The following is a 25703-nucleotide window of genomic DNA, read 5'->3' as shown; positions in this document are numbered from 1 at the left end:
TCATGCGGGCTTGCCGTCGGGACCGACCCTGTCGACCGGGAAGCCTTCGTTCCAGGTCAGGCCGTCCACAAGCGTGCGCGTGTCGCCATCGCGTCGGGACTGGCCGAGCTGGGCACGGTAGCCCGCCCAGCGCGATTCGGAGAATTCGGTCATCCGACCGGTCGCGGGGGCGTCCATACGGTACGTGGACTCACCGACCTCGAACGTCGCCTCGGTGGGCCAGCGTGCGTCGTCGAGCTGGAACCAGGCGTCCGTGTCGGAGGTCAGCTCGACCTCACCGGTGCTTTGGATCACCACACCCGGTGAGAAGCCATCGCGGCCGGAGACGAGATGCCCCCTTCGAACGAGCCGTCGTCGAACTTGTTGCAGAACACGTGCCACATGATCTGCTTGTCGAGGAAGTAGCCGTACTCCTTCCACTCCAGACCGTGCCGCCAGAAGGAATTGTCGAACCAGATCGGACCGGATACCTTCTTCCCCTGGAAAGTGCCCTCCATCCAGAAGCACGTGCTGGTGTACAGCAGCGGACGATCGAGGGACGGGATGAAGAACTGCATACCCAGTCCGGCGGACACGCCTTCCATGGCGAGGATGTCGCCCTCGTTGTAGACCAGCTTCTCGCGGCTGAACTCCAGTTCCATCGACTGCTCGCCTTCAGGGAAACACCCCGCCGGGAGCTTCTGAAAGACAGGATCGGACCACCGGCGAGTCTTACCTTCCACGGTGCGACGCAGCTCCCCGCGGGCGCTGCGGCCCGAATCGGGATGCACATTCAGTTCACGCGAAAGGTCCCCGTCCTGAGTCATGACGAACAGGCCAGAGGTCAGTGATCCGACAAAGTTGCGTTCGATGCAATAGGTGAGCCCTTCGGCATCTCTGAAGAAGCCGTAGAGCCAGGACTTCTGGAGACCGAGTCCGTGCTTGTCCGCCAATAGGTCCATATCGTCGGGCTCGGGCTCGAAGGCACCCACTACCGGGCGCGTGGCAAAATCGCCCAACTTCCAGATTGTCATTCGATCTCCTTCGTTACGCCGCTTCACTGACCGAGTGTGAGGCTAGTCACGATCGGAGGGCATTGTCTAGCATCCGACCGTTTGATGGTCGACTTATGTCGTGGCGAGTCGATCCGCGACTCGGCTAACGCTCCCGAGAGTGACCGCTTCAGCCTCATCTGAAAACAATCGCGATTGCGAACATCTAACTATCGACTTTTGTGTGGCCTACGTCATAGAGTTGAGCGGGTGGCGACGGTTCTGCAGTCGTTCCCACTCGAGAGTTGCCGCTTCAAGGCAAAGTCCACACTCGCCGTCGCCAAAGAGAGGCGCAGACATGGTTTCCACGCCATCCAAGGAGGGCTCCCCACAGCGAGTCGCTCCGCAGGTCAACCCCGATCAATCCTCGCTGGAAGGAATCACACCAAGAGGCAAAATCATTATCGCCGTTACGGTTGTGTGCGCAATCGCTGCGGCTCTCATCATCACCGCGCTCCGGCAGGGCCCTGTTCTCGGAAGCGCGGACTTCACGATGGATCCCGTCTTCAAGATCCCCGTTCCGCCGCAAGATACCCCGTACATGTCGATGAACAACATCATTGCGACGTCCTTCATGACCTTGGCAGGGCTGATCGGAGTCGGACTCGGCGTCCGCGAACTCAGGAAGACCGGTTCCTTCCTGCCCTTGATGCTCGCGCTCAGTGGGGCGATGATCTGCATCCCCGAGGTCTTCTACGACGTGATCGGCGCGGTGTACTTCCCGTGGAGTGAGTCGAACCATGCTTTCACCATCCTCGGCCGGGAGATGCCGTGGTGGATCGTAGCCGGCTGGTTCGGCTACGGGGCTTTCATGATCTTCATCTACAAACTTCTCGAGAGCAATCCGCGCACGAAGACGATCTGGCTGATGTGGGCGGGGGCCGCGGCGAGTTCGGTGATATTCGAGGAGATCCTGCTGAACATGGGTGTCTATCACTACTACGGGAATCAGCCGCTCATCATCCTCACACAGCTGCCGTGGTGGTGGATCCCGTGTAATTCGGTCGGTGTGTTCCTGGCCGCCGCAATTGCCTACCGGTACCGCGAGCGTCTTCGCGGTTGGAGGTCGGTGTCGATGCTCTTGATCACTCCTCTGTCCGTGACGGCCGTCTACGGTTTCATCGCAATGCCCTCCTGGATCGCGGTCAACGGCAACTACCCCTGGCTGCCGACACAGCTGCTCGGAATGGTGACGATCGCCTTGGGGGTTGCGGTGTTTGCATTCATCCTCGAGACAGTGCTCGGGCGCCGTCCCTTCCGACCCAATTACAGGCCCGCTACTACTCCTTCGCCGCGGTAGGCGGCTCCGCCACCCGTGCGCCTTTCTGGTTGTTCCAGCTACCAGAAAGGCGCACGAGGCGCGAAGCGGCCACGTAGGTCCCGGTGGCAGTCGCGACAAGACCGCCACCGGCAGATCTTGCAACCGCGCTGGTGCGGACGCGGTCGCCGATGACCTCATCGATCTGGGCCTCGACAGTGAGTTCCTGCTCGGCATCGGAAAGATGTTCGCAATCGATCGACAGGTGCTCGACCTTCATCGATGTCGACACCAGCCCACCGAGCAATCCCATCGACTCCTCCAGAATCGCTGAGATGATCCCGAGCGGTACGGGTCCGATGCATCGTAGATTCGTCGCTGCCGGTGCCACCGACGCACGCAGCGACAGCCCCGGACCGGCGGTACACCGGAGTCCGAGCCCGATCGGGTTGTCACTGCCGCAACCGAAGCAACCGTCGTCGTGACCCGTGATCATTTCAGACGCCTGCACCATGGACGGCCCGGCAAATGCAACGGGGATGACAAAGGCGAGTATGACAATTCGCGCATCCTTTCGTGTCGATGTGTGAAGGTTCGGCAAACCAGTGTGGCCCCTCAGCGAACTCGCTGAGGGGCCACACCCTGCACCATCTCTCGTCAATTATGTTGTGCTGATTCGTGACTAATGCGCAGCCGCGAGAATCTTGTTGAGCGGGTTGTCGCACCCGGTTGCACTCGCCGCGAGCCACTCGGTGACGACGCGGAGATCGGGGTGCGTGTCCTTCGAGGGAATCTCTACCTCGAGGACGCCGTCGAGGATTTCACCCGACGTGGCGTCGACGGTGACGTTCTTGCCCACCAGACCCATGAGCGAATCCTCACCACAGCCGACGACGCATGCCCGGTTGAATTCGCGACTGACCACCGCCGCGTGCGAGGTGGCCCCTCCGATCTCGGTAATGATCGCCTTGGCGGCGAGAATTCCGTGGACGTCGTCCGGATCGGTCGTCGGGCGAGCGAGGATGACGTCGATGCCTTGTTCGGCCATCTCCTCCGCCTCGTCTGCCGTTCCGACCACCAGGCCGCTGACCACGCCGGGACACGCGACTTCTCCCCGCGCCAGTAGCTTGGCACCGATGCGTGCCGTCGGCGCGAGATGTGGTCGGAGGAACGCGCTCAACTGCTCGGGGCTGATCATCGACAGTGCCCCCTCGGGTGTGACGATGCCTTCCTTTTCGAACGTGACGGCATGGTGCACTGCGGCGCTCGCCGAGCGCTTCGCGGAACGTGTCTGGAGCAACCACAGATGCCCGGACTCAACCGTGAACTCGATGTCCTGGACGTCACGGAATGTGCGTTCGAGAAGCGCGGCGGACTCCATCAATTGCCTGTGAACGTCAGGCATGAACTCGGCGAGGTGGCCGAGAGTGAGCGGTGTACACCGTCCGGAGACGACATCCTCGCCCTGCCCCTTGGGGAGCCACTCACCGAACGGCGCGGACTGAGCCGTGACGGGGTCGCGGGTGAACAGTACGCCCGTCCCCGAGTGGTCGTCGAGATTCCCGAAGACCATGGCCTGCACAGTGACCGCGGTGCCCCCGTCGTCGGGGATCCCGTGGTGGCGGCGGTAGGCCACCGCGCGAGGCGAGTGCCAGGAGTTGAATACGGCCGCGACGGCGGCTTCGAGCTGCTCCCAGGGCTCCGGCGACGGGTCACTCCCGACAACCTTTCGGAACTGCTCCTTGAAGCGACGATGGGTGTCCGCTGCATAATCCGAGTCGGCGGTCTCCTCACGAAGCGCAGCCTCGACGGCGTCGTTGATGCCGAGATTCAGAACGGTGTCCATCATCCCCGGCATACTGCGGGGCGCACCCGATCGAACGGAGACGAGCAGCGGCTTCTGCGCAGCTCCGAACGTACGCCCGAGTGTGCTTTCGAGAGATTCGATCCCCCGTCGCAATTCTGTCAGTACATCATCGGCGAGCTTCCGGTCGGAAGCGTAGTACCGTGCGCATTCATCGGTTCCCAGAACGAACGCGGGGGGCACCGGGAGTCCAAGGGTGAGCATCGAATTGATGCTGAACGCCTTTCCTCCGATGAGCTCGCGCTCCGCATCCGGGCACTGCCCCAGGCGCAAGACCGTCATCTCTTATCCTTCCTTGCCAATTTCAGTCCATGAATGGTGACGGTGATCAGACCGCTCGGCCAGCTGCGGCCTCGGATGCGCGATCCCTGCCGAGCAGGCCGATCAGTTCTTCGTGCAGCTCGAACCACACGGTGTGGTAGCTGTCGGCAATTGGGCGCGCTATAAAGCTGTGATCGCCGCTGTTGACTTTGTCAATAGCGGTATCGAATCGGGCTGTGTAGTGAGCCAGGCGCTTGTTCAGCACCGCGAGCTTTCCCAGCCATGGCAGGAAGGACTCATGCAGGTCGGACAGCCGACGCACGATCTCCTCGTCATATGCCGCATCCGAGTGATCGTTGGGTGTGGCCCCATCCTTCATCTGCCAGTCGGTGACAAGGGCTTTGAGGTCGTTGTTGTAGGAGTCGAACTGCTCGTACAGACTCTCCAGCCCTGCGTGGTCGACCGACGCTCGCTCAGCGGCAGTCAGTTCCGCAAGTCGCTCCTTTCCCGATGCCGAGAGCTTCACGAACTGACCCGTTCGAGTGCATCGTTCGGCGTCGACAGCGCTGTCGACGAGACGTTCGACCGTTGCGTCGTCGATCCCAGCAGCGGACGCGAGCGCATCCGATGTCGCGCGTCCCTTCAGGCGAAGGGTCTGCAGCAGGCTCAGTTCCTGCGAAGTGTCCTCGTGGTGCGAACTTCCGGTGCTCATCGATTCTGCCTTCGTGCTCGGTGTGCGTTCTTACTCGACTGATTTATTGTCGACTCTTAGAGTAAAACTGATCGTACAGCAGTGTGCAACAGATCACTACCACTCGTCATCGCGACCCGCACCGGCTCGAAGCGCTCGCACCGATACGCTCGAGCAGACTATGGCGCCGCACGGCATGTGCGAACGTAGGCGCGAATGCGGTCCCAGAAGCGAGATCATCCCGGATCTGCGCGTATGCGTTCGCCACGTTGTAGGCCCGCGGAACATCGCCGAACGCGTCCCGCGGTGCGAGTTCGTAGCGCCGCGGCGGGGACATCACTGCCATGTCGCTTCCGGCGCGGGAGCCCCGCAGCTCGATGTCCGCCAACTGGAGATGCCCGGAGTTCCCCGTCAGCACGAGGTCGCCGTCCGTGCCGTTGATCTCCCAGAGAAGGTTCGTGCCGGCGGACATTCCACCTCGGAAGTGCACGGACGCGATTGCACCGCCCGCGAGAACGCCGCTCACCACAATTTGGTCTTCGGCGGTCATCGGGATCCCCCTGCTCGACTCCCCGTCGAAGACCTGCCGTCGTCGTGTCGCCGTGGTGGCGGCGAGGTCATCGAACTCTCCCAGCACCACGGTGAGAGCGTCGATGGTGTGACCGAACGGAATGGTCAGCATTGTCGCGCCGTTCGCACGATCGAGGGTGTACGCGTTCCGGGCGTCGACGGTCGCCCCCCAGGTACCTCCCGATCCGATGAGGCTGGTCGACAGGACCTCTCCGATATAGCCGTCGGCGATCAGATCGCGCATGTATCGGATGGTCGGAGCCGACCGTGCCTGGAGTCCGACGAATCCTGGGAGACCCCGCGCGTGCGCCGCCTCCGCGAGTTGCTCGGTCTCCGCGAGTCCGTTGCCGAGCGGCCATTCGCAGAGAACAGCCTTTCCGCAATCGAGAGCCGTCATGACGAGCTCGCGGTGTTCAGGAACCTTGACCGTGATGACGACGAGATCGATCTCATCCCTGTCTACGAGTTCTCGCACGTTGTCGTACGCCAAGTCGACACCGAACTTGTCGCCCGCCACCTTTGCCGTAGCACTGCTGCTGGCGACCAATCCACGCAACTCGAAGCCGGCAAGCCTCGTCAGGGCGGGCACATGGGCACCGGCGGCCCAACCACCCGACGCGCTGAGCCCCACGATGCCGACGCCGAGCGAACTGTGATTACTGATGGGGACCGTCATGTGCTACCACTCCTATTCGAGACCATCACTGAGGGGCGCGCAATCGTCTCTGCCGATCGGTCCTCGCCGCACAGGCCGAGAACTGTGGCGATCGAGCATCGACGCCCCACTTCCCCATACTATCTAACTGTTGATTATTGATGACAAGAGTGATTTGCTGACATCAAGCGGCCGAGCAGAGCCAGCCGACACGGCAGCTCCGGCACGACCTGGACCACCAGTTTGGAGACACCGTTGCCTGACATCGCAGCAAAACTGGAACTTCTCGCGGCGGAACGTGACATCGATCGGGCGTTGAAGTTGTACTGCCGGGGAATCGACCGGCGGGATGGCGAACTCGTGCGATCCGTCTATCACGACGACGCAATCGATGACCACGGCGGAGCGTTCCGGGGTGGACCGGACGCTTATGTGGAGTGGGTGATGGAACACCTCCTTCATTTCGAGAGCACGATGCATACGCTGCAGAACACCCTGATCGACGTCGACGGCGACATTGCGCGTGCCGAGAGCTACTGCGTGGCCCACCACGTGCGGCCCACCGACAGCGACGAGTTGATCATGGATGTCTTCGGGTGCCGTTACATCGACCGCTTCGAGAACCGGCCGGGGGCGGGGTGGAGGATCGCGCACCGCATCGTGGTCCGCGAATGGCGCCTCCGTCAGCCGATGCTCTCGGAGGCAGAGCAGCCACGTGGATTCGCGCGGTCACGACGTGATCGCTCCGACCTCAGCTACATGGGTCGTCTCCCCGCCCGCGACGACGATTCTGTCGTCGGAATGTTGTCCCGTTGGTGGCCTGCGTCCGATCTCGCATGAGTGCGTCGACGCGTCACCATGCGGGTGCCATGAAACCCGCAAGATAGCTCACCCTGAGCGCAACTCGAGGAGTAACTCACCCATGAACGAGACAGCACGCCCTATCCCTGCACCCGATTCGACGCCGTCGACGCGTGATCGGATCCACCGCGCGCTGCTCATCGAGGGGCCCCGCACAGAAGTTGTTCTCATTCGGCACGCCCAACAGGTGTCGCCCTCCAGGACTGAGCCTCGCTCAGTGCATTTGGATCCGCCGCTCTCCGATGTCGGCCTCGAGCAGGCCGATGCGGTAGCGGCGCACCTTGCGCACGAACAGTTCTCTGCGATCTACTGCAGCGATCTGGAGCGTGCCCGAGAGACCGCCATGCGCGTCGCGCGAGCGCAACCGTCTTCGCTGGACCCGGTGGTGCTCGGCGGGTTGCGGGAGATCGATGTCTTCGGTTTCGGCGACGATTCTCTCCCGGATCCCACCGCGGACGAGCTCACGGCCGCCAGCGCCGAGTTCCTCCGGACACGACGCTGGGAGGCATTTCCTCACAGCGAACGCAGCGACGACTTCCGTGCGCGCGTGTATCGCGAGATCGAAAAACTGGCACTCAACCATGACGGCGAGCGATTCGCTGTCGTCGCTCATGGCGGTGTGATCAGCGCATTCCTGGCTGCAGCATTCGCGATCCGTGAGGACATGTTCTTCTATGCAGCGCACACCTCGGTCACCCGCGCCTTCCATGGCGACGGACGGTGGGCCATGCACACTGTGAACGAGATCGACCATGTGCGCTCCCACGACCTCGTCAGCTACTGATTCGTGCGGCAGCGGGCCCACAGCCGCGCGGTGGTTTCAGTGAGACCGATCGAGATCGCCTGCCGAACGCCGCACGGGTGCCAGTAACTCGACGAGCGTTCGGGCAGTTTCGGCATCGAGACCGGGCATACCGAAACCACAGCCACTGAGCTTCTCGGTCGCCGAATCGACTACCGCACGCCCTTCCTCCGTAATGGTGACGCACCTCGCTCGGCGGTCACGAGGATGCGTGTGGCGGTACAGCAACCCTCGGGCCTCCAGACGGTCCGTCGCGATCGTCACGGTCGTTGCATGCACGAGCAGGTGCCACGCGACGCGGCTCAACAACCGGGTCCCGTCATCGCTCATCTGGAGTGTCTTGAGCATGAGGAAGTCGGTCAGATTCATCTCGAAGTGCTCTTTCAACTCACGTTCGAGAACCGAGGTCATGTGTTGTTGCAACCGCATGACCGACCGCATCGCCATGAACATGGTTGTGTTTCCGTCGTCGCGATGGTCTCTCGCGAAGGTCAACCAGTCGACGGTCTCGGGTTGCGCCGGGGCCGCCGACACCACTTCCTTCACCGCAACCTCGAGATTGTCGTCCACTGCTGCCGCCTCCTGATGACGATCCGTTCCGGATCACGCACGCACTATCTACATCGACATCGATTGGAGACGGTGCGCGAGCACCTCGGTGGCATCGCCGATGATCTGGTCGATCACCTCCGCGCAGGGCGCGATCTCGTGGATCAGCCCCTGGGCTTGTCCTGCCCACCACATACCGTCGTCGACGAGGCCGTGTTCGAGAACCTGGGTGCGACCACGCTTACCGGAGGCGAGGTGTGCGACGTCCTCGAACGTTGCGCCGGGCTTGCCCGATATCTCCACGATCTGTTCCGAGATCGCATTGCGCGCGACGCGCGCGGTGTTCCGGAATTCCCGGAACACCACCACCGTCGATCGCTCGTCGTTGGCCACGATCTGCTGCTTCACATTCTCGTGCACAGGCGCCTCGTCGGTCGCAACGAAACGCGTGCCCATGTTGACAGCTGAAGCACCCAGGGCAAGCGCCGCAACGAGCCCGGCACCGGTCGCGAACCCACCGCTGGCGATGATGGGAATGGACAGAGCGCGCGCTGCCGCCGGAATCAACACGAGCCCCGGAATGTCGTCGTCGCCCGGGTGGCCCGCGCACTCGAATCCGTCGATACTCACCGCGTCGACGCCGAGAGCCTGCGCCTTCACCGCGTGCCGCACCGCGACCGCCTTGTGGATGACCTTCACGCCTGCAGCCTTGAACGCCGGCAGGTGCGGCGCCGGATTACTGCCGGCGGTCTCGACGATCTTGATTCCACTGTCGATGATGACGTCTCGATAGTCGTCGTACGGAACCGGATCGATGGTCGGCAGAATCGTCAGATTGACCCCGAAGGGGCGATCAGTCATCTCCTTGCAGCGCGCGATTTCCTTCGCCAGGTCGTCCGGTGTGGGCTGCGTCAACGCCGTGAGGAATCCGAGCGCGCCGGCGTTCGCAACGGCCGAAATCAACTCGGCTCGACCTACTGCCGTCATCCCACCGCAGACGATCGGGTGCTCGATCCCGAAGGTGGTGGTGAAATCGGTGGTGAACATGCTTCCTCCTGGGATTGTCTCGGGCAACCGGGGTAACGGTGGTCAGCCGACGTACTCGGCGCGGCCGTCGTCGAGGACCACACGTGCATCCGTTCCGTCGGGTGCAACTGCCTCGGTGCGAAACACCGCCACCCCGGGTTCAGTGGTCCACACCGATGTCGTCAACGTCTCACCGGGGAAGACGGGCGAGGTGAATCTCGCGGCGATCGCCGTGATGCTCTGTGCTTTTCCGTGACCCAGCTCGGCGACAAGAGCGCGCCCGGCGACACCGTACGTGCACAGTCCGTGCAGAATCGGACGCGGAAAACCCGCCTTCTCCGTGGCGAACCAGGGGTCACTGTGCAGGGGATTGCGGTCTCCGGAGAGCCGATAGAGCAAGGCCTGATCTTCGCGGGTCGGCAGGCTGACTCGTGCGTCCGGCAGACGGTCGGGGATCACGACGGCATCGGCACGGGTCCCCGGCCGGCCGCCGAACCCACCGGCGCCACGGATGATAAGGGTCGTGCGGGTCTCCACGACCGCCGAACCGGTGTCCGGGTCGGTGCCCCGGGCCAGCAGGACGATGACAGCATTCTTCCCTTCACCCTTGTCCTGGATGTCGGCCACCTCCGACACCACGTCGAGACTGCCGGCGGCCGGAAGTGGTGCGAACAACCGGATCTCCTGAGATCCGTGAAGGAGTTTTCCCCAGTTGATCTTTCCCACCTTCGACAATGCGCCGAATCCGGCGCACGCGATGACTGCGTAGGTGGGCAACACCTGCTGCTCCACACCGTTGCTGTTCTCGGTGGTGAACGACAGGTCCTGCGTTCCCACCCCCACACCGAGCGCGTAGAGAAGGGTGTCGCGGTCGGTCCACGAGACGCGTTTCGGTTCCGTCACTGCACCGATAGCTGCTGGGTTGATCGACATGAGTTGATTCCTGTCTGTGCCGTATGCCCGGGGGCGGAGAAGGTTACGAGGTCGTTGCAGGCTGATAGGTGTTCCCGGCGATACCGTCGGCGATCAATGCCTCTGCGCTCGCCAGCCCCCAGTCGGTCAGTACCTCGAGAGTGTGCTCACCAAGCCTGGCCGGGGGACGTTGGACCGCGCTGGGAGTTCGATCGAAGCGCGGAGCGGGCGCCGGCTGCCGGACGCCTGCGATGTCGACGAACGTCTGACGATCGCGCAACTGCGGGTGATCGGCGGCTTCACCGAGAGTGAGAACCGGAGCAACGCACGCGTCGGTGTGCTCGAAGACCGCAGTCCATTCCGCGCGGGTCCTGCTCTGGAATCGATCGGCGATATGTTTGCGAAGCTCCGGCCACCCGTCCTCCTTCGGACGGCGCGTGAACTGCGCGGGAAGTTCGAGGAGCTCGACGAATTGTGCATAGAATTTCGATTCGAGGGCGCCCACCGTCATCCATCCACCGTCGGACGTCTCGTACACGTCGTACCAGGGGCGACCGGTGTCGAGTAGATTCACACCGCGCTCGTCTTTCCAGCTTCCGGCGTGGAGCATGCCGTGCAGCATGGTCGTGAGTGACGCCGCGCCGTCGACGATTGCGGCGTCCACGACCTGCCCGCGACCGGACTGTCTCGACTCCCACAGTGCGGCGAGCACGCCCATGACGAGGTAGGTCGACCCCGCACCGAAATCGCCCAGCAGGTTGACCGGGACCGCAGGAGGTTCGCCGGCACGGCCCACAGCGTGGAGGGCACCTGTGAGGGCTACATAGTTGATGTCGTGCCCGGCCATCTGCGCCCACGGGCCCGACTGGCCCCACCCGGTCATCCGGCCGTAGACGATCCGCGGGTTTCGAGCAAGGCAATCCTCGGGCCCGACGCCGAGGCGTTCAGCGACGCCCGGGCGATAACCCTCGAGGACGATGTCCGCCTGCTCGACCAGGTCCAGGAGCACCGCGACCGATTCCTCCCGACGTAGGTCGAGCACGACCGAACGGCGGCCCCGCTGGAGCACGTCGGTCGCCCCCAGGTTGCTGTCCGGTCCCGGACGATCCACCCGGACCACATCTGCACCCATGTCGGACAACAACATCGCCGCGAAGGGTCCCGGCCCGATCCCGCCGAGTTCCAGGACCTTCAGCCCTGTCAGCGGCCCGGTGGCGGACTGGTCCGACGTCTGCTCTTGCTGGGGCACTCGTGATCAACTCCGTCGAATCGGTGTGGCTGCGCGATTGATATTCGCGTGTCAGATTATCTAACAATAGAGCTTTAGGTCAACGTCGTCAGATTCGCTCGATGATCGTGGCGGTTGCCATGCCACCTCCGGTGCACATCGTGACGAGGCCGGTGGAGAGGTCGCGACGTTCCAACTCGTCGAGGACGGTCTGGAACAGCATCGGCCCGGTCCCTCCGATGGGGTGGCCCAGTGCGATGGCTCCGCCGTTGACGTTGACGCGATCCGGGTCGATCTTCAAGTCACGGATAACCTTGAGCGGCACCGCTCCGAACGCTTCGTTGATCTCCCACAAATCGATGTCCTGCACGGACATGCCGGCCTGCTCGAGACAACGCTCGGACGCCGGGCCCGGGGCGGTCAACATGATGATCGGGTCGGCCGCGGCGACTGCCGCCGCCCGGATCGATGCCCGCGCCGTCAAGCCATGAGCCCTCGCATAATCGGGATCAGCGAGCAGGAGGACGCCGGCACCGTCGACGACACCCGACGAATTGCCTGCATGATGAACATGATTGATCGTATTGATCTGCGGGTAGGCATCGACGGCCATCTGATCGAAGGAAATACCCTCCGGCTCACGCACCTTGGAACCGCTACGCGCGAACGAGGGTTCCAGCGCGGCCAGCGATTCTGCGGTGGTCTGCGGCCGCGGGTGCTCGTCGGCATCGAGGAGAATCGTCCCCGCGTCATCACGCACCGGAACGAGACTCCGCGCGAAGCGTCCGTCGGCGATCGCTTCGGCGGCCTTCTGCTGGCTCTGCAGCGCAAACTGGTCGACCTCCTCGCGGGTGAACCCCTCCACCGAGGCGATCAAGTCGGCGGAGATTCCCTGCGGGACCAGAGCATGTCTTGCGAGGATCGCGGCATTCCCTCCGTCCAGCCGGCCGCTGGTGCGCCGAGGCTGGTACCGGGACATCGATTCGACGCCGCCTGCGACGACGAGCTTCTGCCAGCCGGCTGCGATTCCCGCGGCACCGAACATCACGGCCTGTTGTCCCGAACCGCAGAACCTGTTCAGCGTCACGCCGGGAACGGTCACCGGCCAGCCCGCCGCCAGCACGGCGAGACGCCCGATGTCGTCGCCGTGGTCGTCTCGCTGATCGCCGTTTCCGATGATGACGTCGTCGACATCGGCCGCCGCAATATTGTTCCGCTCAGCCAGAGCCGCGAGGAGCTGGGCGAGCAACTCCTGCGGGTGGACACCGTGCAGTGCGCCGGTCGGCTTTCCCTTGCCACGCGGCGTCCTGACGCCGTCGACTATCCATGCCTGAGTCATCTTGTCGTGTCCTTGCTGCGAGAGACGTGTGATTCGGCAACCGGATTCCGAACACGGTTGCTTGCCGGGAAACTCTACTCATATACTATTTTCATGTCGAGCTTTGTGTAGGCGCTCGGCCCTCACCGCTATACGCAGATCGGACGGATCACCATGCCGGGACAGATTCCGGTCGTCGACTACTTGGTGCTCGGCGACCCATCCCATCTCCAAGCGCGGATGTGCGCGCAATGCGATGCCCTCTACTTCGACCGGCGCAATGCCTGCGCACACTGCGGTAGGCGGGACTTCACCTGGAAAGCTCTCGCCAGTACAGGACAGTTGCGTGGCTATACCCAGGTCCATCGGGCGGCTCCCTCCGTTCCGGTGCCCTACATCTCCGCGATCGTCGAACTCGATGGAGGTGGCGTCGTCAAGGCGAACCTTCTCGATGCCGAACTCGACGACATCACCCCGGGCCTGACCGTCACCATGACGACGTTCGTCGCCGGTGTCGACGACGACGGCACCGAGGCGATCGCCTTCGGATACAAGCCTGTGAAGGAGCAAGGATGAGCAGCGGCGACATCTGGATCATCGGCGCGTCCATGACGCCGTTCGGCCGTCACGACGACAAGGATCTCATCGACCTCGCCGCCGAGTCGGCGCTCGATGCCCTCGGCGACGCAGACGTCACCATCGAGGACATCGACATTCTCACCATGGGCAACGTGTACGAGGCCAACTCGCACAACGGCCAGCGACTGCAGAAGCAGATCGGGCAGACGGGCATCCCCGTCTACAACGTCGTGAACGCCTGTGCGACCGGCGCCACGGCACTGCGGGTCGCCCTCCTGTCGATCAAGGCCGGCGAGTCCGACATCGGGCTTGCCGTCGGCGTCGAGAAGATGGGCAAGGGTGGACTGATCGGCGGCGCAGCCAAGAAGCGCGACGCCCGGAAGGTGTACAGCCCGAACGGTCGGTACGGCTCCGTGCTCAAGACCGAGGGTATCCTCGGCACAGGAATCATGCCGGGCGTCTTCGCACAGGCGGGGACCGAGTACGCCCTCGCTCACGGCGTCACCGCGACCCATTTCGCCAAGGTCGCCCAGAAGAACCACGCGCATTCGGTGCTCAATCCCCTGGCGCACTACCGCAAGGAATTCAGCCTCGACGACATCCTGAACGCCGACGTCATCGCGTTCCCCAACACACTGCCGATGTGCTGCCCCAATACCGATGGCGCCGCCAGCGTCGTCGTGGTCTCCGACGCGAAGTTGAAGACCATGGATCCAGATGTTCGCCGGCGCGCTGTCAAGATCTCCGCGTCCGTTCTGACGTCCGATCCCTGGGTGGAGGGCGGTCAGGTCCAGCCCGACGTCAGCACCCTCACCCGGAACGCGGCCGTCGCTGCCTACGAGCAGGCAGGTGTCGGCCCGGAGGATCTCGACCTGGTCGAACTGCACGACTGCTTCGCGACCGCCGAACTGATCCACTACGACAACCTCGGGCTGTGCGAACCGGGCGGCGCCGGGGACTTCCTCGACTCCGGCGCGCCGTGGCGCGACGGGAAGACCCCTGTGAATGTGTCGGGCGGCTTGCTCTCGAAGGGCCATCCCCTGGGTGCCACGGGCATCGCGAACATCTACGAGGTGGCGACTCACCTGCGCGGCGAGGCGGGCGAACGCCAGATCGCGGGGGCAAAGGTCGGACTCACACATGTCATCGGACTGGCGTCGGCATGCGCCGTTCACATCCTCGAGGCAGGGGTGAGCTGATGACCACGATCCAGTCGGCACTTCGCAGTGACATGTCGATCGACGAGCTTCGGACCGCTTTCCGCAGCTGGCTTACCGAGCGGGCCGACGCGCTCGAGCAGTTCCGCGAGCTTCCGACCGACGTCGACGGCATCTTCTCGACCCTGTCGAAGATGCAGCGTGAGCTCTACGAGGCCGGCTGGATCAGATTGGGCTGGCCCGTCGAACTCGGCGGCCTCGGCGGCGTGACCGCGTTACGCGCGGTCGTCAGCGAAGAACTCGCCGCCGCCGGCTACCCCCCACCATTCTCGTTCGCGACCCAGGAAGTCCTGGGACCCGCCATCGCGCGTTACGCCCGCACCGATCTCGCAAACGAGGTTCTTCGTCGACTACTCCGAGGCGACGAGAGCTGGTGCCAGGGTTTCTCCGAGCCCGGCGCCGGAAGCGATCTCGCCTCGCTGCGCACCAAGGCCGTCGACGCCGGCGACCACTGGGTGGTCAACGGCGAAAAGGTCTGGACGAGCTGGGCGCAATTCGCCGACCGCTGCATCGTCCTGACCCGAACCGGCGCCCCCGACTCCGCACATCGGGGTATCACGGCGCTGTTCGTCGACATGGACACACCGGGCATCACCGTCAGCCCGCTCGTCGCCATCACCGGTGAAGCGGACTTCTCCAGCCTCCATTTCGACGACGTGAAGGTGCCGAAAGCGCGCACGCTCGGCGACGTCGACGGCGGCTGGGCAATCGCGATGTTCATCCTCAGCTGTGAACGAGGTGCCGCCGCATGGCAGCGGCAAGCGTGGATGCGGTGGCGACTGGACCGGCTGGTTGCGGACGCGCCGGGACTCACCGACGCCCGCGCCGGCGAAGCGTTCGAACTGATCTCGGCGCTACGTCTTCTCTCACGCCGCACTCTGCGCTCGCTGTCGGCCGGGCAGGATCTCGGTGTACTCCCCTCGTTCGACAAGTACCTGATGTCGACCGCCGAGAAGTTCCTCTTCGACTCCGCACTGGAAGCGATGCCGGAGACGGTCCTCTTCGACAACGATCGCGAGTCGAAGGACTGGCGAACCGACTATCTCTACTCACGCGCGTCTTCGATCTACGGCGGCGCGAAAGAGATCCAGCGCAACGTCATCGCCGAACGAATCCTCGGCCTTCCACGGGAGAAATGATGGACACAGACGAGAAAGATCTCTTTCGTACGAGCCTCGAGCAGGTGACCGCCGCAGCGGGCTCGGATGCTTGGCCCGACGCCGTCGCGGAGTTCGGCTGGCACGAGTTGCTCGACGAAGACGCCGAAACAGCCGTCAGCATCCTGTCGGACCTCCAGGGGCGTCTCCTTCCGCGCGCCTCTTTCGTCGACGACGTGGCGCTCGCCGCTACGGGCCGGAGCGAATGGCAACGCGAGCCGAACGCACCTGTCACACGCATCGTCTTCCCCCCACTCGGATCGGCCCGTGTCGGGAGCGTCGTCGAGGGCTCTGCAACCCCCGGCTCCGACCGCTGCACCGTCGCTGTCTCGGGAATCGTCTCGCTGGACCCCCGTGCTACCACGTCGCTCCTCGTTCCCGCACGCCTCGGGGAAGATCTGATCGTTGTTCAGACTCCGCTGGACGAACAGAACCTGGCGCTCGAGCCCGCGGGTATCGAACCGGAATCGGGGTGGACGCGTGTCACGGGCTCCGTCGAGGGAACGGTGCTGTCGACTGGTGGCGAGGCCGCGGACCTCTGGGGTGACATCCGAGCGGCGGCGAACCGCGCCCTGTCGTACGAGTTGAACGCGATCGGGCGCGAAATGCTCACCGCGACTGTCGACCACGTCACGTCGCGCAAGCAGTTCGGCCGTGAGCTCGGTAGCTTCCAGGCTGTGAAACATGCGCTCGCAGACACCCGGGTGTGGCAGGAATGCGCAGAACTTGCCGCAGACGCCACCTGGGAAAGCAGCGCGGTCGAGGCACCGATCCTGGCGAAATCCCTGTCAGGCAGATTCTTCCGCAGCGCCGCCGAAAACTGTCAGCAACTCCTCGGCGGCATGGGATTCACCTGGGAGCACAGCTTCCATCGGTATCTCCGACGCGGCTTGATACTGGAACAGCTGCTGGGAACATCCGCCGGCCTGCGCGTCGAACTCGGCGCGGGGGTCAAGAGCGGTGACATGCCGGTGCTTGCCTCGCTGTGACGTCGACCGTAGCCGAGGTTCTCGACCTTCTCTCGCTCGACGAGATCAGCCCACAGACCTTCCGGGGGGCACAACCTGTCGAGGATCGACAACGTGTCTTCGGCGGCCAGGTCGCGGCACAAGCCTTGATGGCGGCCGGCCGGACTGCACCGGGGCGACTGCCGCACAGCCTCCACGGCTACTTTCTCCGGCCCGGCGACCCTGTCGCTCCAATTGTCTACACGGTGGACGCCCTCCGGGACGGCGGATCGTTCTCCACTCGGAAAGTGGCTGCCGCGCAGGATGGGATCGTCATCTTCGAAGCGCTGATCTCCGTCAGCGCGCCGGTTTCCGGTATCGACTATCAGCAGCAGATTCCCTCGGTTCCGAAGCCGGACAGCCTCATTCGAATCGAGGAACAACTCGCTCCGTACGCCGACGAATACGACGGATGGTGGGTCCGCCGACGCCCCTTCGACATGCGCTATGTCAACGCTCCGCCCCGCGTCGCGCTGGACCGTGACACCGTGCCACCACCGCGGAGCCGGCTCTGGCTGCGACCCGACGGTGACATCCCGGAAGACCCGATGCTCAGCAGCTGCCTGATCACGTTTGTCAGCGATCTGACGCTCCTCGACTCGGTGATGCTTCAGGCGCGTAAGACGTCGCGTGGCCCCGGTATCGTCGCCTCTCTCGACCACGCGATCTGGTTCCACCGGCCCGCGAACTTTGCGGACTGGCTGCTCTACGACCAGCACTCCCCGAACGGAACCGGAGGTCGCGGACTCGCTTCGGGCCGCATCTACAACCGCTCGGGTGCGCTGGTGGCGAGCATCATGCAAGAGGGCTACCTCGGACGGGACACGTGACGCCACCCGGTCGACGAGCCCCGCTGGTCGACGTGCCCGCACAACCTCTGGAAGGACCTCCATGAATCGGCGATGTTCCATCCTTGCCACCGCAAGTACCGCCTTCCTCACCGCCATTTCCTTGGCGGCGTGCACCGGGACCCCGACCGCGTCCGCGCCGACCTCGGCACAACCAACTCGGAGTGACGCGGATCCGATCACCATCACCCTGATGCGCCACGCCGAGTCCGCGGGCAATGCATCCGGGCTCATCGACACGTCCACACCCGGCCCGGACATCACGGACAAGGGCCGGGAGGAGGCGCGCGCTGCGGCCGACAGGTTCGCCGGCCAGGACTTCGACGGCGTGTACGCCTCCACGATGGTCCGCACGCAGGAAACCGCCGAGTTCATGGCGCGCGCTGTGGACGAGCCGGTCGAGGTACTGCCCGGCCTACGGGAGATCGAAGCCGGACAGTACGAAGGTCAACCGGAGGCCACGGCGCAGAGCGCCTACCTGGCAGCGCCCATCAGCTGGCTCCAGGGGCAGCGTGACGCGCGAATCCCCGGCTCCATCGACGGCAACGAATTCGATCAGCGCTTCGACGATGCCGTCGAGCAGATATCCGACAGCGGAGACACGCACCCCATCGCGTTTGCACACGGTGGCTCGATCATGATCTGGACACTCATGAACGTCGACAACCCCGACGTGAGCCTGCTGAAAACCAACCCCCTCCGCAACACCGGATATGTCGTCATCACCGGGCGCCCGGACACCGGATGGACCCTGGTCGATTGGAACGGCACCCCGATCCCACACTGACAAACCGATTAGAAGACACCTGAACGGGGTGGGCTCGCACTGCACTCGTCTGAGCCCACCCCGTTCCGTTCGTCGAGTATCAGACGTGCGCCGCTTCGGCCGTCCGCTCCCGTGTGACCGAGGCAGGTTTGCGCCAGCGCGCCGCTGCGATCGCGACGAAGAGCAGCCCCACGACGACCAACCCGAGGGGAACCCACACACCCGCGATCGACAGCAGCATGCCGTTCTTCGACAGTTCCCCTGCAAGGCCGGTGATTTCGCTCGGCGCGGTGTGCAGCTTGACGGTCGAGAGCGGAAGTACGGGCACATCCTCACCGTTCACCGGGACGGTGACGTACATGCTCTGCGTCTGGTCGACGTTCAGAGGTGCGCCGAATTGTTTGTCCACCGCCAGTTTTGCCACGTTGGTACTGCCGAACCCGAGGTCCAGAACGTCGGGGAGCGTCGCGAGATCGGCCTGCAGAGTCGCGCGCGAAGCCTCGGGGACGATGCCCGCCTGCAGAAGGCCCGCGACGACAGCCTTGGGAAGCTGCGACGGGAAGTCCTTGAACTGCGCCAGCACCGTCGGGCTCTCGATGGGACCGGAGGCGTTGACCTCGTAGTTGTTCACCTCGCGCCCCTCGAGGGTTCCCGAATCGACGTACGTCGCTGCCTGCCCGGACCGGGTCACTGCGTCGTACAGCAGATTGCCGTCCTCGGCGGGTCCCATCGGGAAGCTGAACGCAATGCCCTCGTGATCCTCGAACGTGGCCTTGTCCGCGGCGGGGATCAGCGTCTGCTTCTGCTCATCGGTGAGCGGTACGGGTGCGTAGTCCACGCGACTGACCGCGTAGCTGTGCACGTCCTTCTGCGTCGACCCGTCCGGCAGGGCGATTGCGGTATTGCTGGTGACGATCGCCGTGTCGCCATCGGTTGCGTCGACGGTCAGAGACCGGTCGGCCGTGATCGGCATTTCCGGCGTGATGAGGTTCGCAAGATCGTTCGCCGCAAACGCCTGAGGGTTCAGCGCACTCATCGTTCCCTCGTACTTCTGGCCCTGACTCAGGTCGGCGGGAAGCTTCGTCAACGAGGGCAATGCAACGAATCTGATCACGCCGGCCGCTACGATCAGCGCTAGTCCGACCACCAACAGCACTATCGATGACCTGCGAATTGACATGCAGAACTCCTCATTGTGGGTGTGATGAGCGATCGAGACCGCACCGCAGGCACCTGAGTGGAATCCGGCTCCGGGCGGGTCATGTTCGGCGTGGATGCGCTGCACCCTCAGCCGCCGATCGACAAGCGTCCGATGTGACGCCAGTCACCACCATAGTCGCTACATCGACTATTTGTAAGTAGACTTCGACGCCACACTCACCCGCACCTCATCACCATGAAGGGGATCGACAGTGTCATCACGCCACAACCCGTATTCGAGGACCCGCGCCTCGATCGCCGTCCTGGCCGCCACCGCAACTGCATGGACCCTCTCGATGACTGCCTCTGCCGCAGACCCATTGGGCGGATTCGCCGAGTACCCCGATCCACTGCATGCGCCGTGCGAAGGGATCTACCACGCCCCGAGCGGTCAGATCTACATCGAGGAAATCGTCAATCCAGGATCGAACGGAAACGTCGGAAGTCTCGGCGTCCTCGATCCCATGACCGGCGAGGTCGCGCGCTATCCCCTGCCCGTTCCGGGAACGACAGCCGGCGGGGCTGCTTTCGGGCCGAACGGGAAGCTCTGGTTCACATACTTCGGCGCATCCAGTGGTGTGGCGTTCCTCGATCCCGACACCAGACTGTTCAGTTCATTCCCCACCCCCAGCCCGAACTCGACTCCGACGGACATCTGGCCCGGGCCGGACAATGCCATGTACTTCACCGAATCGATCGCCCAGAATCTGGGACGAATCGACCTGACGACACACCAGATCACCGAGGTGCCGATTCCAGGCGGCGGACTGAACGTTCCCACCACGATCATCATGCCGGGCGCCGGCACCAAGATGATGTTCTCCGCGGCACTTGCCAACAGGATCGTCGAGTACGACACCGCGACCGGGGTCTTTACGAACCATGACGTGCCGACGCCCGGCGCCGTACCGCAGGGACTGACGCTCGGCGCCGACGGCGCGATCTGGTTCAGCGAGACACTGGGGGCGAAGATCGGCCGGATCGACCCGGCGTCCGGCGATGTCACCGAATATCCGATCGCAACCCCAGAGGTGCCCGTTCCCTCCATGGGCCCCCTCGTTCTGGGTTCGGACGGCAACCTGTGGTCCGCGAACGGCGGCTTCACCGGAGGAAGCACGATCGGGCGCTTCGACACCACAACTCACCACATCGACTATTTCCCTCTTCCCCGGCCGGCATCCGGGCCGTGTGACATCGATTCGGTTGCTGCAGCGGCCGGAAAGCTCGTCATCGGCCAGACGACAGGCGGCGCCGTGGCGGTCGCCGAGATCGAAGAGTTGAACGGAACCAAATAGGTAGCCCACCGGGAGAATGCGGGCAGCTCCGGCAGAGTCGAGAAGTCGCCGGGGCGTGGTGCTTGCTCCACGCCCCGGTCCCGATGGCCAATTCGCTACCCGTCGAACGAATCGGTGGTCATCGAGAAGGATGCGATCTGCAGACTCATCAGCGTTGCAAGCACACTCACCGGTTCGCCGCCGGGAACCACAATCCCGATATCCGACGATTCGATCAGCGCTGATTCCGCAAGACACGACAACCCCACAACCGATGCCGTACCTGTGGCACGGGCGGCCTCCACCGCTTCGAGGGTGATGGGATTCTGTCCACTACAGCTCACGGCGAGGACTACGTTCGGGCGCAGGAGACGACTCGCCGTCAATTTCTGAACGAATGCATCTGCGGGCGCCTGAGTCCGTCGACCCGCCCGCACGAACAGTGCTGCGGACGCCATGGCCAAAGGTGCCGATCGACCGTTGCCGAGGACGAGAACCACGTCGGCTGCGGCAAGCAGTCGCACTGCCCGGTCGACTGCGACCGGATCCAACGCGCCGAGCGTTTTCCGGAGTCCTTCCGACGTGTCGGCAAAGGTGGAGCGTAAGACGTCGGCAGCAGATGCCGGATCGACCTGGGGGCGTGGCGAACACTCGCGTGCCGAAGCGCCGAGTTCTTCCAAGAGCGCTCCACGGAGATGCCGGAAACCGGCATAGCCGAGACTTCGGCAGGCGCGAACGACGTGCGCGGACGACGTGCGTGACTGGGCGGCCAGATCCGCCACCGAGCCCCACGCAACGTCGCACGACCGCTCCAGACAGACTTCGGCTACCCGCCTCTCACTGGGTGTCAAACTTGGTACCGCGGCCCGGATCGCCGTCGATGTGGCGCCGGACGCTGCGGTCCATGGTGTAGCTCGGTGTTCGTCAGCCACGCTGCACCTCTCGACGGACGTACTCGGATTGCCGCTGAGCCTCGCCTCACAGCGACTACACTTGCTTGATACATAGATAGTGAATTATTAGACTATCTGCACGCTCTAGTCTGACGACGAGGCCGCCCCAGGCGCTGTCCACCGAGAGGCAATCACATGATCACCCCGTTGAGCCCAGAGGCCGCCAAGACGTGGCGACTCCTCGCAGATCGTGCTGCAGCAGAGCAGAATCCTCGACTGCGCGCGAACATGGAGATCGTGGCAAGACACGTCGAGGCCGAAGTGCGCGGCGACATACCCGCCTTGATGGCGACCCTTGTCCCGGAACCGCGATATCAGGTGTGGGGCGCCTCGACGAGCGTCGGGCCGCAGGGCTACGACGAAGTGGCGGAGTTCTATCGGGCTGCGATCCGGATCGGCAAGAATCGACTCGAGTTCGAGATCGGTCGCGTCGTGGTGGACCGTGACACCGTCCTCACCGAAGGCGTCTTCCGCCACGCCTATTCCGGCGCCATGCTGACAGCCCGCGGCTACGAGGGCCTGCAGGACGACTCGTCGGCATGGTTCCTGGTGGAGTACCAGGCGCTGATCGTCTGGCCGATCAGCGCAGAGGGATTGATCCTCGGGGAAGACATGTACGCGGGCGAAGCTCCTCGCATCGTGCGGCGACTCGACGCCGGTGAGCTCGACCATCTCGGCCCCGTCGACCGCACCTGAGCACGGCCGTCCACCGAGCCCCGCCCCCCTGGTGACCGAGTTCACACTAAGATACGATAGTCGACGAATAGATATTCGTATGAGCAAGTTCGCGGGTCGAGAGCCGAACGGCGCAGTTGCCGGACCTCGGTAGCCGGCTATACGAAACCACCGGCGGCACAAAGTTCGCGTCGGCGCTGCACATCGCGGTGAAGTCCACCAGTCGCCCGAAAGGAACTCCATGCTGAGCCCGTACGACGAGCTTCCCGTCCATCAAACTTCCCACCCCCTGTCGGTAGTGACGAACACCGACCCCGGGTTCGACGACGGCTACTTCTTCAGTGTCTTCTCCGCGGACCACCGGATCGTCTGCTTCCAGGGTCTGCGCATCAACCCCAACACCGATATCGTCGGTGGGTACGTCGGCTTCATTCGCGACGGCGTCCAGAGGACGGTCCGGTTCAGCCGAACCTGGCGTGAACTGTGCGACACCGCCGTAGGCCCCTATCGCATCCAGGTCGTCGAGCCGTATCGCGACATCCGTCTCACGCTCGACGACAATCCTTCGGGTCTCCGATTCGACCTGAACTGGATGGGCTCCTCCCCTGCGTACGAGGAAGCGCACCATCTTGCAACGAATCGCGGTCGTCCGACCACCGACCAGACGAGGTACTCCCAGGCCGGAACAGCGCAAGGATGGATCGACATCGACGGTGAGCGCATCGACGTGAACCCCACCCAGTGGTACGGCAGCCGTGATCACTCGTGGGGGCTCTATCACGAGCGGCCGCCGCTCGCACCGAATCCACGGTTCCTACCCCCGCGAGGAGCGGAAGGGGTACCTCGCGCCCTGCGATTCTGGACGCTGTTCGGTTCCGGAGGGCTGTCGGGCTTCTATGCCATCCATGAATCCCCCGACGGCAAACAGGTGCCGATGAACGACACGTTCGGTACCCCCTTCGAGGGCAGGCTCCACCTGGGATGGGACACGGAAACCATCGATCTGGTGGGCGGGTCGCACGAGCTCGAACTCGTGCCGGGCACACGCTTGCTGCGCGCGGCGACCGTCACCCTTCTCGATGCCGACGGGGGGAAGTGGGTACAGCACGTCGAACCGGTCGCACCGCCGTGGGTCACCGCCACCATCGGTTACCAGGCCGGGAGTTGGAAGGATGGCGGCTCGATGCGGACTTATCACGGACCGGGAGTAAGCATCGAATGGGACGAGTTCGATTTCGCACAGCAACCGTTCGACCACACGATGTACGACGGCACGGTCCACCGCAATCTGCACGGCAAGGAGTATCTCTCCCGGGTCACCACCCTGGCACCCGATGGCCGACGCTGGGACGGCGCCGGCCATACCGAACTCTTCCTCGACGGCCCCTTCGCTCCCTACGGTCTGCAGTGATGGCAGAACTCGGAGACGTCACGTTCGTCGAGCGCTGGTTCCGCGAACGGCTCGGCCACATCGACCCGCAGGCTACCGACGTTCGGATCGCCGCAGCCGAGCGTCTCTCGCGCGGAGTATCGCGGGAGACGTGGTCGGTGACCGCGACCGTCCAGGTCCACGGGACGTGGTCGCCGCAGCAATTCGTCGTCCGCCGCGACCACGCCGGTGGGAGCATCATTCCGACCTCGCTGCAGACCGAGTACGACGTCTATCGGCTCCTGCGCGACTCCGCGATTCCCACCTCGAAGGCCCTGTGGTTCGAGGACGACGCCGACTGGTGCCCCGACTCGCGGCCGGCATACGTTCGCACCCATGTCGCCGGCGACTGGAAGCTTCCCTTCATCAGCAGCACCGACGAAGCGCACGACGAGATGCGCATTGCCGCCTCGAAGGAACACCTCGACAAGCTCGCACTGGTGCACACCGCGGACTGGAAAGGCCTCGGGTTCGCCGACATCTTCGCAGTGCCGGATTCGCCGCCGGACTGCGCCGCGAATCTGGTTCGCGCGAATATGGCACAGCTTCAACGGTTTCAGTTCGAACCGAGTCCGATACTCAGCGAGGGCGTGTCGCGCCTGCTGCAGTCGGCTCCCCGGGACTGCCCGCAGATCACGCTGTGCAAGGGGACCAACGGACACGGCGAGGAGGTCTGGTCCGGTGGGCGCATCGTGGCGATGTCCGACTGGGAACTCGCCGCACTCGGTGATCCGGCCTACGACTTCGCACAGATTCAGGAAATGATCCCCGAAATCGAGCGCGGCGGACAGCGCCTCTGGGGTCTTCCCGAGGCGCTGTCCTACTACTACGACCGCACCGGCATCGAGGTCACGGTCGAGCGGATCGACTACTACCGAGCGCTCTACGGCCTGTTGCAATTCCTGTACACCCATCACGCGGCGGCGCAGGTTCGCCATCAGGACCATCCATCATTGCGGTTCGTGTGGAACGCCGCCGAAATCGGATTCCACAGCGAGGTGCGCCTGGCGGGCCTCTTCGGCGCCGCACCCGGAGAAGTGAGGTCCTCACAATGATCTATCCCACGACAGATGTCGTTCTCACGTCGATCATCGATGCGGTCGAGACCGACATCGCTCCCCACGTCCAGGACGACCACGCCGCGAGTTTGTGTAAGACCGTCGCGCAGATGCTGCGCTCGGTCCGGGCACGCACGGCGGACGAAATCTCGGCGCTGCATGCCGGCAACGATGAACTGCGCGACATCCTTACGACGGCCCTCCAGTGTGCGGACCACCCCACCGAGGTCCGCGCATCCATCGTCGCGGCTATAGACGACGCACCGGCGCCGCGGTACCCGGACCTGGCAGAACTTCACCGTGACGCCGTTCGCCTCCGTGCTGCGCTGGTCTCGATCATCGACGCGACACCCGATGAAGCACACCCCAGTCGGCAAGCCGCGCGTGAATACATGCGTCACCAGCTCGAGCGCGAACAACGCTGGCAGCAAGACGCCTTCACCGGCCCACGCCGGTAGACGCAGAGGTCGGCCGCCTCCGCCGCCGTGAACGCCTCCGGGCTCCGTCGGCCGTG

The 25703-nt window shown here is 64.0% G+C and carries 27 protein-coding genes and 1 pseudogene; 14 read left to right on the top strand and 14 right to left on the bottom strand.

Going from position 1 to position 25703, the window contains the following annotated elements; translation table 11 throughout:
- Together ACFTWF_RS36565 and ACFTWF_RS36560 are read right to left on the bottom strand one after the other, a co-directional pair.
- Window positions 1–294, bottom strand: coding sequence for a hypothetical protein (locus tag ACFTWF_RS36565; RefSeq protein WP_378465958.1), 294 nt, complete (start codon window positions 292–294; stop codon window positions 1–3).
- Window positions 291–1013 (bottom strand): hypothetical protein, encoded by a 723-nt coding sequence (locus ACFTWF_RS36560; protein WP_378465957.1) that lies wholly within the window; start codon window positions 1011–1013, stop codon window positions 291–293. The genes ACFTWF_RS36565 and ACFTWF_RS36560 overlap by 4 nt, the downstream gene beginning before the upstream one ends.
- A 511-nt stretch (window positions 1014–1524) precedes the next feature.
- Here ACFTWF_RS36560 and ACFTWF_RS36555 point away from each other — a divergent pair.
- Window positions 1525–2331: a hypothetical protein gene (locus ACFTWF_RS36555; RefSeq protein WP_378465956.1), complete on the top strand. Its 807-nt coding sequence runs from the start codon at window positions 1525–1527 to the stop codon at window positions 2329–2331.
- Here the strand turns inward: ACFTWF_RS36555 and ACFTWF_RS36550 are convergent.
- The 4 genes from ACFTWF_RS36550 to ACFTWF_RS36535 form a co-directional block, all read right to left on the bottom strand.
- Window positions 2312–2602 carry a hypothetical protein gene (locus ACFTWF_RS36550; protein WP_378465955.1) on the bottom strand — a complete coding sequence of 97 codons (291 nt, stop codon included), beginning with the start codon at window positions 2600–2602 and terminating at the stop codon, window positions 2312–2314. The genes ACFTWF_RS36555 and ACFTWF_RS36550 overlap by 20 nt on opposite strands.
- 369 nt (window positions 2603–2971) lie before the next feature.
- Window positions 2972–4435, bottom strand: a complete 1464-nt coding sequence (locus ACFTWF_RS36545) for a pyruvate, phosphate dikinase (protein WP_378465954.1) — start codon at window positions 4433–4435, stop codon at window positions 2972–2974.
- 46 nt (window positions 4436–4481) lie between these two features.
- Entirely contained in the window at window positions 4482–5126 is a 645-nt protein-coding gene (locus ACFTWF_RS36540) for a hypothetical protein (protein WP_378465953.1), read from the bottom strand.
- 106 nt (window positions 5127–5232) lie between these two features.
- On the bottom strand, window positions 5233–6351 hold the full coding sequence (locus ACFTWF_RS36535; RefSeq protein WP_378465952.1) for a Gfo/Idh/MocA family protein: 1119 nt from the start codon (window positions 6349–6351) through the stop codon (window positions 5233–5235).
- 234 nt (window positions 6352–6585) lie between these two features.
- Between ACFTWF_RS36535 and ACFTWF_RS36530 the strand changes: the two genes are divergently transcribed.
- The gene (locus ACFTWF_RS36530) at window positions 6586–7170 is read left to right on the top strand and encodes a nuclear transport factor 2 family protein (RefSeq protein ID WP_378465951.1); all 585 of its coding nucleotides are present in this window, start codon (window positions 6586–6588) and stop codon (window positions 7168–7170) included.
- An 82-nt stretch (window positions 7171–7252) separates the two neighbouring features.
- Window positions 7253–7975 (top strand): histidine phosphatase family protein, encoded by a 723-nt coding sequence (locus ACFTWF_RS36525; RefSeq protein WP_378465950.1) that lies wholly within the window; start codon window positions 7253–7255, stop codon window positions 7973–7975.
- A 36-nt stretch (window positions 7976–8011) separates the two neighbouring features.
- On the opposite strand, the gene ACFTWF_RS36520 is transcribed toward ACFTWF_RS36525, so the two are convergent.
- The 5 genes from ACFTWF_RS36520 to ACFTWF_RS36500 all read right to left on the bottom strand — a co-directional run bounded on the left by ACFTWF_RS36520 (window position 8012) and on the right by ACFTWF_RS36500 (window position 13047).
- Complete coding sequence (locus ACFTWF_RS36520; RefSeq protein ID WP_378465949.1) at window positions 8012–8563, bottom strand: MarR family winged helix-turn-helix transcriptional regulator; 552 nt, start codon at window positions 8561–8563, stop codon at window positions 8012–8014.
- A 48-nt stretch (window positions 8564–8611) separates the two neighbouring features.
- Window positions 8612–9589 (bottom strand): NAD(P)H-dependent flavin oxidoreductase, encoded by a 978-nt coding sequence (locus ACFTWF_RS36515; RefSeq protein ID WP_378465948.1) that lies wholly within the window; start codon window positions 9587–9589, stop codon window positions 8612–8614.
- Window positions 9590–9631: 42 nt separating this feature from the next.
- Window positions 9632–10501 carry a MaoC/PaaZ C-terminal domain-containing protein gene (locus ACFTWF_RS36510; RefSeq protein ID WP_378465947.1) on the bottom strand — a complete coding sequence of 290 codons (870 nt, stop codon included), beginning with the start codon at window positions 10499–10501 and terminating at the stop codon, window positions 9632–9634.
- Window positions 10502–10544: 43 nt separating this feature from the next.
- Complete coding sequence (locus ACFTWF_RS36505) at window positions 10545–11729, bottom strand: CaiB/BaiF CoA transferase family protein (protein ID WP_378465946.1); 1185 nt, start codon at window positions 11727–11729, stop codon at window positions 10545–10547.
- Window positions 11730–11817: 88 nt separating this feature from the next.
- Window positions 11818–13047: an acetyl-CoA C-acetyltransferase gene (locus tag ACFTWF_RS36500; protein ID WP_378465945.1), complete on the bottom strand. Its 1230-nt coding sequence runs from the start codon at window positions 13045–13047 to the stop codon at window positions 11818–11820.
- 153 nt (window positions 13048–13200) lie between these two features.
- On the opposite strand from ACFTWF_RS36500, the gene ACFTWF_RS36495 reads away from it, so the two are divergent.
- The 6 genes from ACFTWF_RS36495 (at window position 13201) to ACFTWF_RS36470 (ending at window position 18621) form a co-directional block, all read left to right on the top strand.
- Window positions 13201–13602, top strand: coding sequence for a Zn-ribbon domain-containing OB-fold protein (locus tag ACFTWF_RS36495; RefSeq protein ID WP_378465944.1), 402 nt, complete (start codon window positions 13201–13203; stop codon window positions 13600–13602).
- Complete coding sequence (locus tag ACFTWF_RS36490; RefSeq protein WP_378465943.1) at window positions 13599–14804, top strand: thiolase family protein; 1206 nt, start codon at window positions 13599–13601, stop codon at window positions 14802–14804. The genes ACFTWF_RS36495 and ACFTWF_RS36490 overlap by 4 nt, the downstream gene beginning before the upstream one ends.
- The gene (locus ACFTWF_RS36485) at window positions 14804–15961 is read left to right on the top strand and encodes an acyl-CoA dehydrogenase family protein (protein ID WP_378465942.1); all 1158 of its coding nucleotides are present in this window, start codon (window positions 14804–14806) and stop codon (window positions 15959–15961) included. The genes ACFTWF_RS36490 and ACFTWF_RS36485 overlap by 1 nt, the downstream gene beginning before the upstream one ends.
- Window positions 15958–16968: an acyl-CoA dehydrogenase family protein gene (locus ACFTWF_RS36480; RefSeq protein ID WP_378465941.1), complete on the top strand. Its 1011-nt coding sequence runs from the start codon at window positions 15958–15960 to the stop codon at window positions 16966–16968. The genes ACFTWF_RS36485 and ACFTWF_RS36480 overlap by 4 nt, the downstream gene beginning before the upstream one ends.
- A complete protein-coding gene (locus ACFTWF_RS36475) occupies window positions 16965–17816 on the top strand; it encodes an acyl-CoA thioesterase (RefSeq protein WP_378465940.1) in 852 nt (283 codons plus the stop codon). The genes ACFTWF_RS36480 and ACFTWF_RS36475 overlap by 4 nt, the downstream gene beginning before the upstream one ends.
- Before the next feature lie 61 nt (window positions 17817–17877).
- Window positions 17878–18621 (top strand): histidine phosphatase family protein, encoded by a 744-nt coding sequence (locus ACFTWF_RS36470; protein ID WP_378465939.1) that lies wholly within the window; start codon window positions 17878–17880, stop codon window positions 18619–18621.
- A 79-nt stretch (window positions 18622–18700) separates the two neighbouring features.
- Here the strand turns inward: ACFTWF_RS36470 and ACFTWF_RS36465 are convergent, their stop codons facing one another.
- Window positions 18701–19780: a porin PorA family protein gene (locus ACFTWF_RS36465; RefSeq protein ID WP_378465938.1), complete on the bottom strand. Its 1080-nt coding sequence runs from the start codon at window positions 19778–19780 to the stop codon at window positions 18701–18703.
- 316 nt (window positions 19781–20096) lie between these two features.
- Between ACFTWF_RS36465 and ACFTWF_RS36460 the strand changes: the two genes are divergently transcribed.
- A complete protein-coding gene (locus ACFTWF_RS36460) occupies window positions 20097–21095 on the top strand; it encodes an SMP-30/gluconolactonase/LRE family protein (RefSeq protein ID WP_378465937.1) in 999 nt (332 codons plus the stop codon).
- 95 nt (window positions 21096–21190) lie between these two features.
- On the opposite strand, the gene ACFTWF_RS36455 is transcribed toward ACFTWF_RS36460, so the two are convergent.
- Together ACFTWF_RS36455 and ACFTWF_RS36450 are read right to left on the bottom strand one after the other, a co-directional pair.
- The gene (locus ACFTWF_RS36455; RefSeq protein ID WP_378466020.1) at window positions 21191–21625 is read right to left on the bottom strand and encodes an SIS domain-containing protein; all 435 of its coding nucleotides are present in this window, start codon (window positions 21623–21625) and stop codon (window positions 21191–21193) included.
- A 126-nt stretch (window positions 21626–21751) separates the two neighbouring features.
- A pseudogene (locus ACFTWF_RS36450) lies at window positions 21752–22006 on the bottom strand (hypothetical protein); the annotation flags it as partial.
- Between the two features lie 156 nt (window positions 22007–22162).
- On the opposite strand from ACFTWF_RS36450, the gene ACFTWF_RS36445 reads away from it, so the two are divergent.
- The 4 genes from ACFTWF_RS36445 (at window position 22163) to ACFTWF_RS36430 (ending at window position 25647) form a co-directional block, all read left to right on the top strand.
- Window positions 22163–22723 (top strand): nuclear transport factor 2 family protein, encoded by a 561-nt coding sequence (locus ACFTWF_RS36445; RefSeq protein ID WP_378465936.1) that lies wholly within the window; start codon window positions 22163–22165, stop codon window positions 22721–22723.
- Window positions 22724–22943: 220 nt separating this feature from the next.
- Window positions 22944–24113, top strand: a complete 1170-nt coding sequence (locus ACFTWF_RS36440) for a hypothetical protein (protein ID WP_378465935.1) — start codon at window positions 22944–22946, stop codon at window positions 24111–24113.
- On the top strand, window positions 24113–25186 hold the full coding sequence (locus ACFTWF_RS36435) for a phosphotransferase (protein WP_378465934.1): 1074 nt from the start codon (window positions 24113–24115) through the stop codon (window positions 25184–25186). The genes ACFTWF_RS36440 and ACFTWF_RS36435 overlap by 1 nt, the downstream gene beginning before the upstream one ends.
- Window positions 25183–25647, top strand: a complete 465-nt coding sequence (locus tag ACFTWF_RS36430) for a hypothetical protein (RefSeq protein WP_378465933.1) — start codon at window positions 25183–25185, stop codon at window positions 25645–25647. Before ACFTWF_RS36435 ends, ACFTWF_RS36430 begins: the two co-directional genes overlap by 4 nt.
- The last annotated feature ends 56 nt before the right edge of the window (window positions 25648–25703 follow it).

Origin of the sequence: Rhodococcus sp. NPDC056960 (assembly GCF_042674125.1) — a bacterium.
In the GTDB taxonomy this organism is placed as follows: Bacteria; Actinomycetota; Actinomycetes; order Mycobacteriales; family Mycobacteriaceae; genus Rhodococcus_F.
Note: the sequence above shows the minus strand (reverse complement) of the source record. Positions and strands in the feature narration are given on the sequence as shown.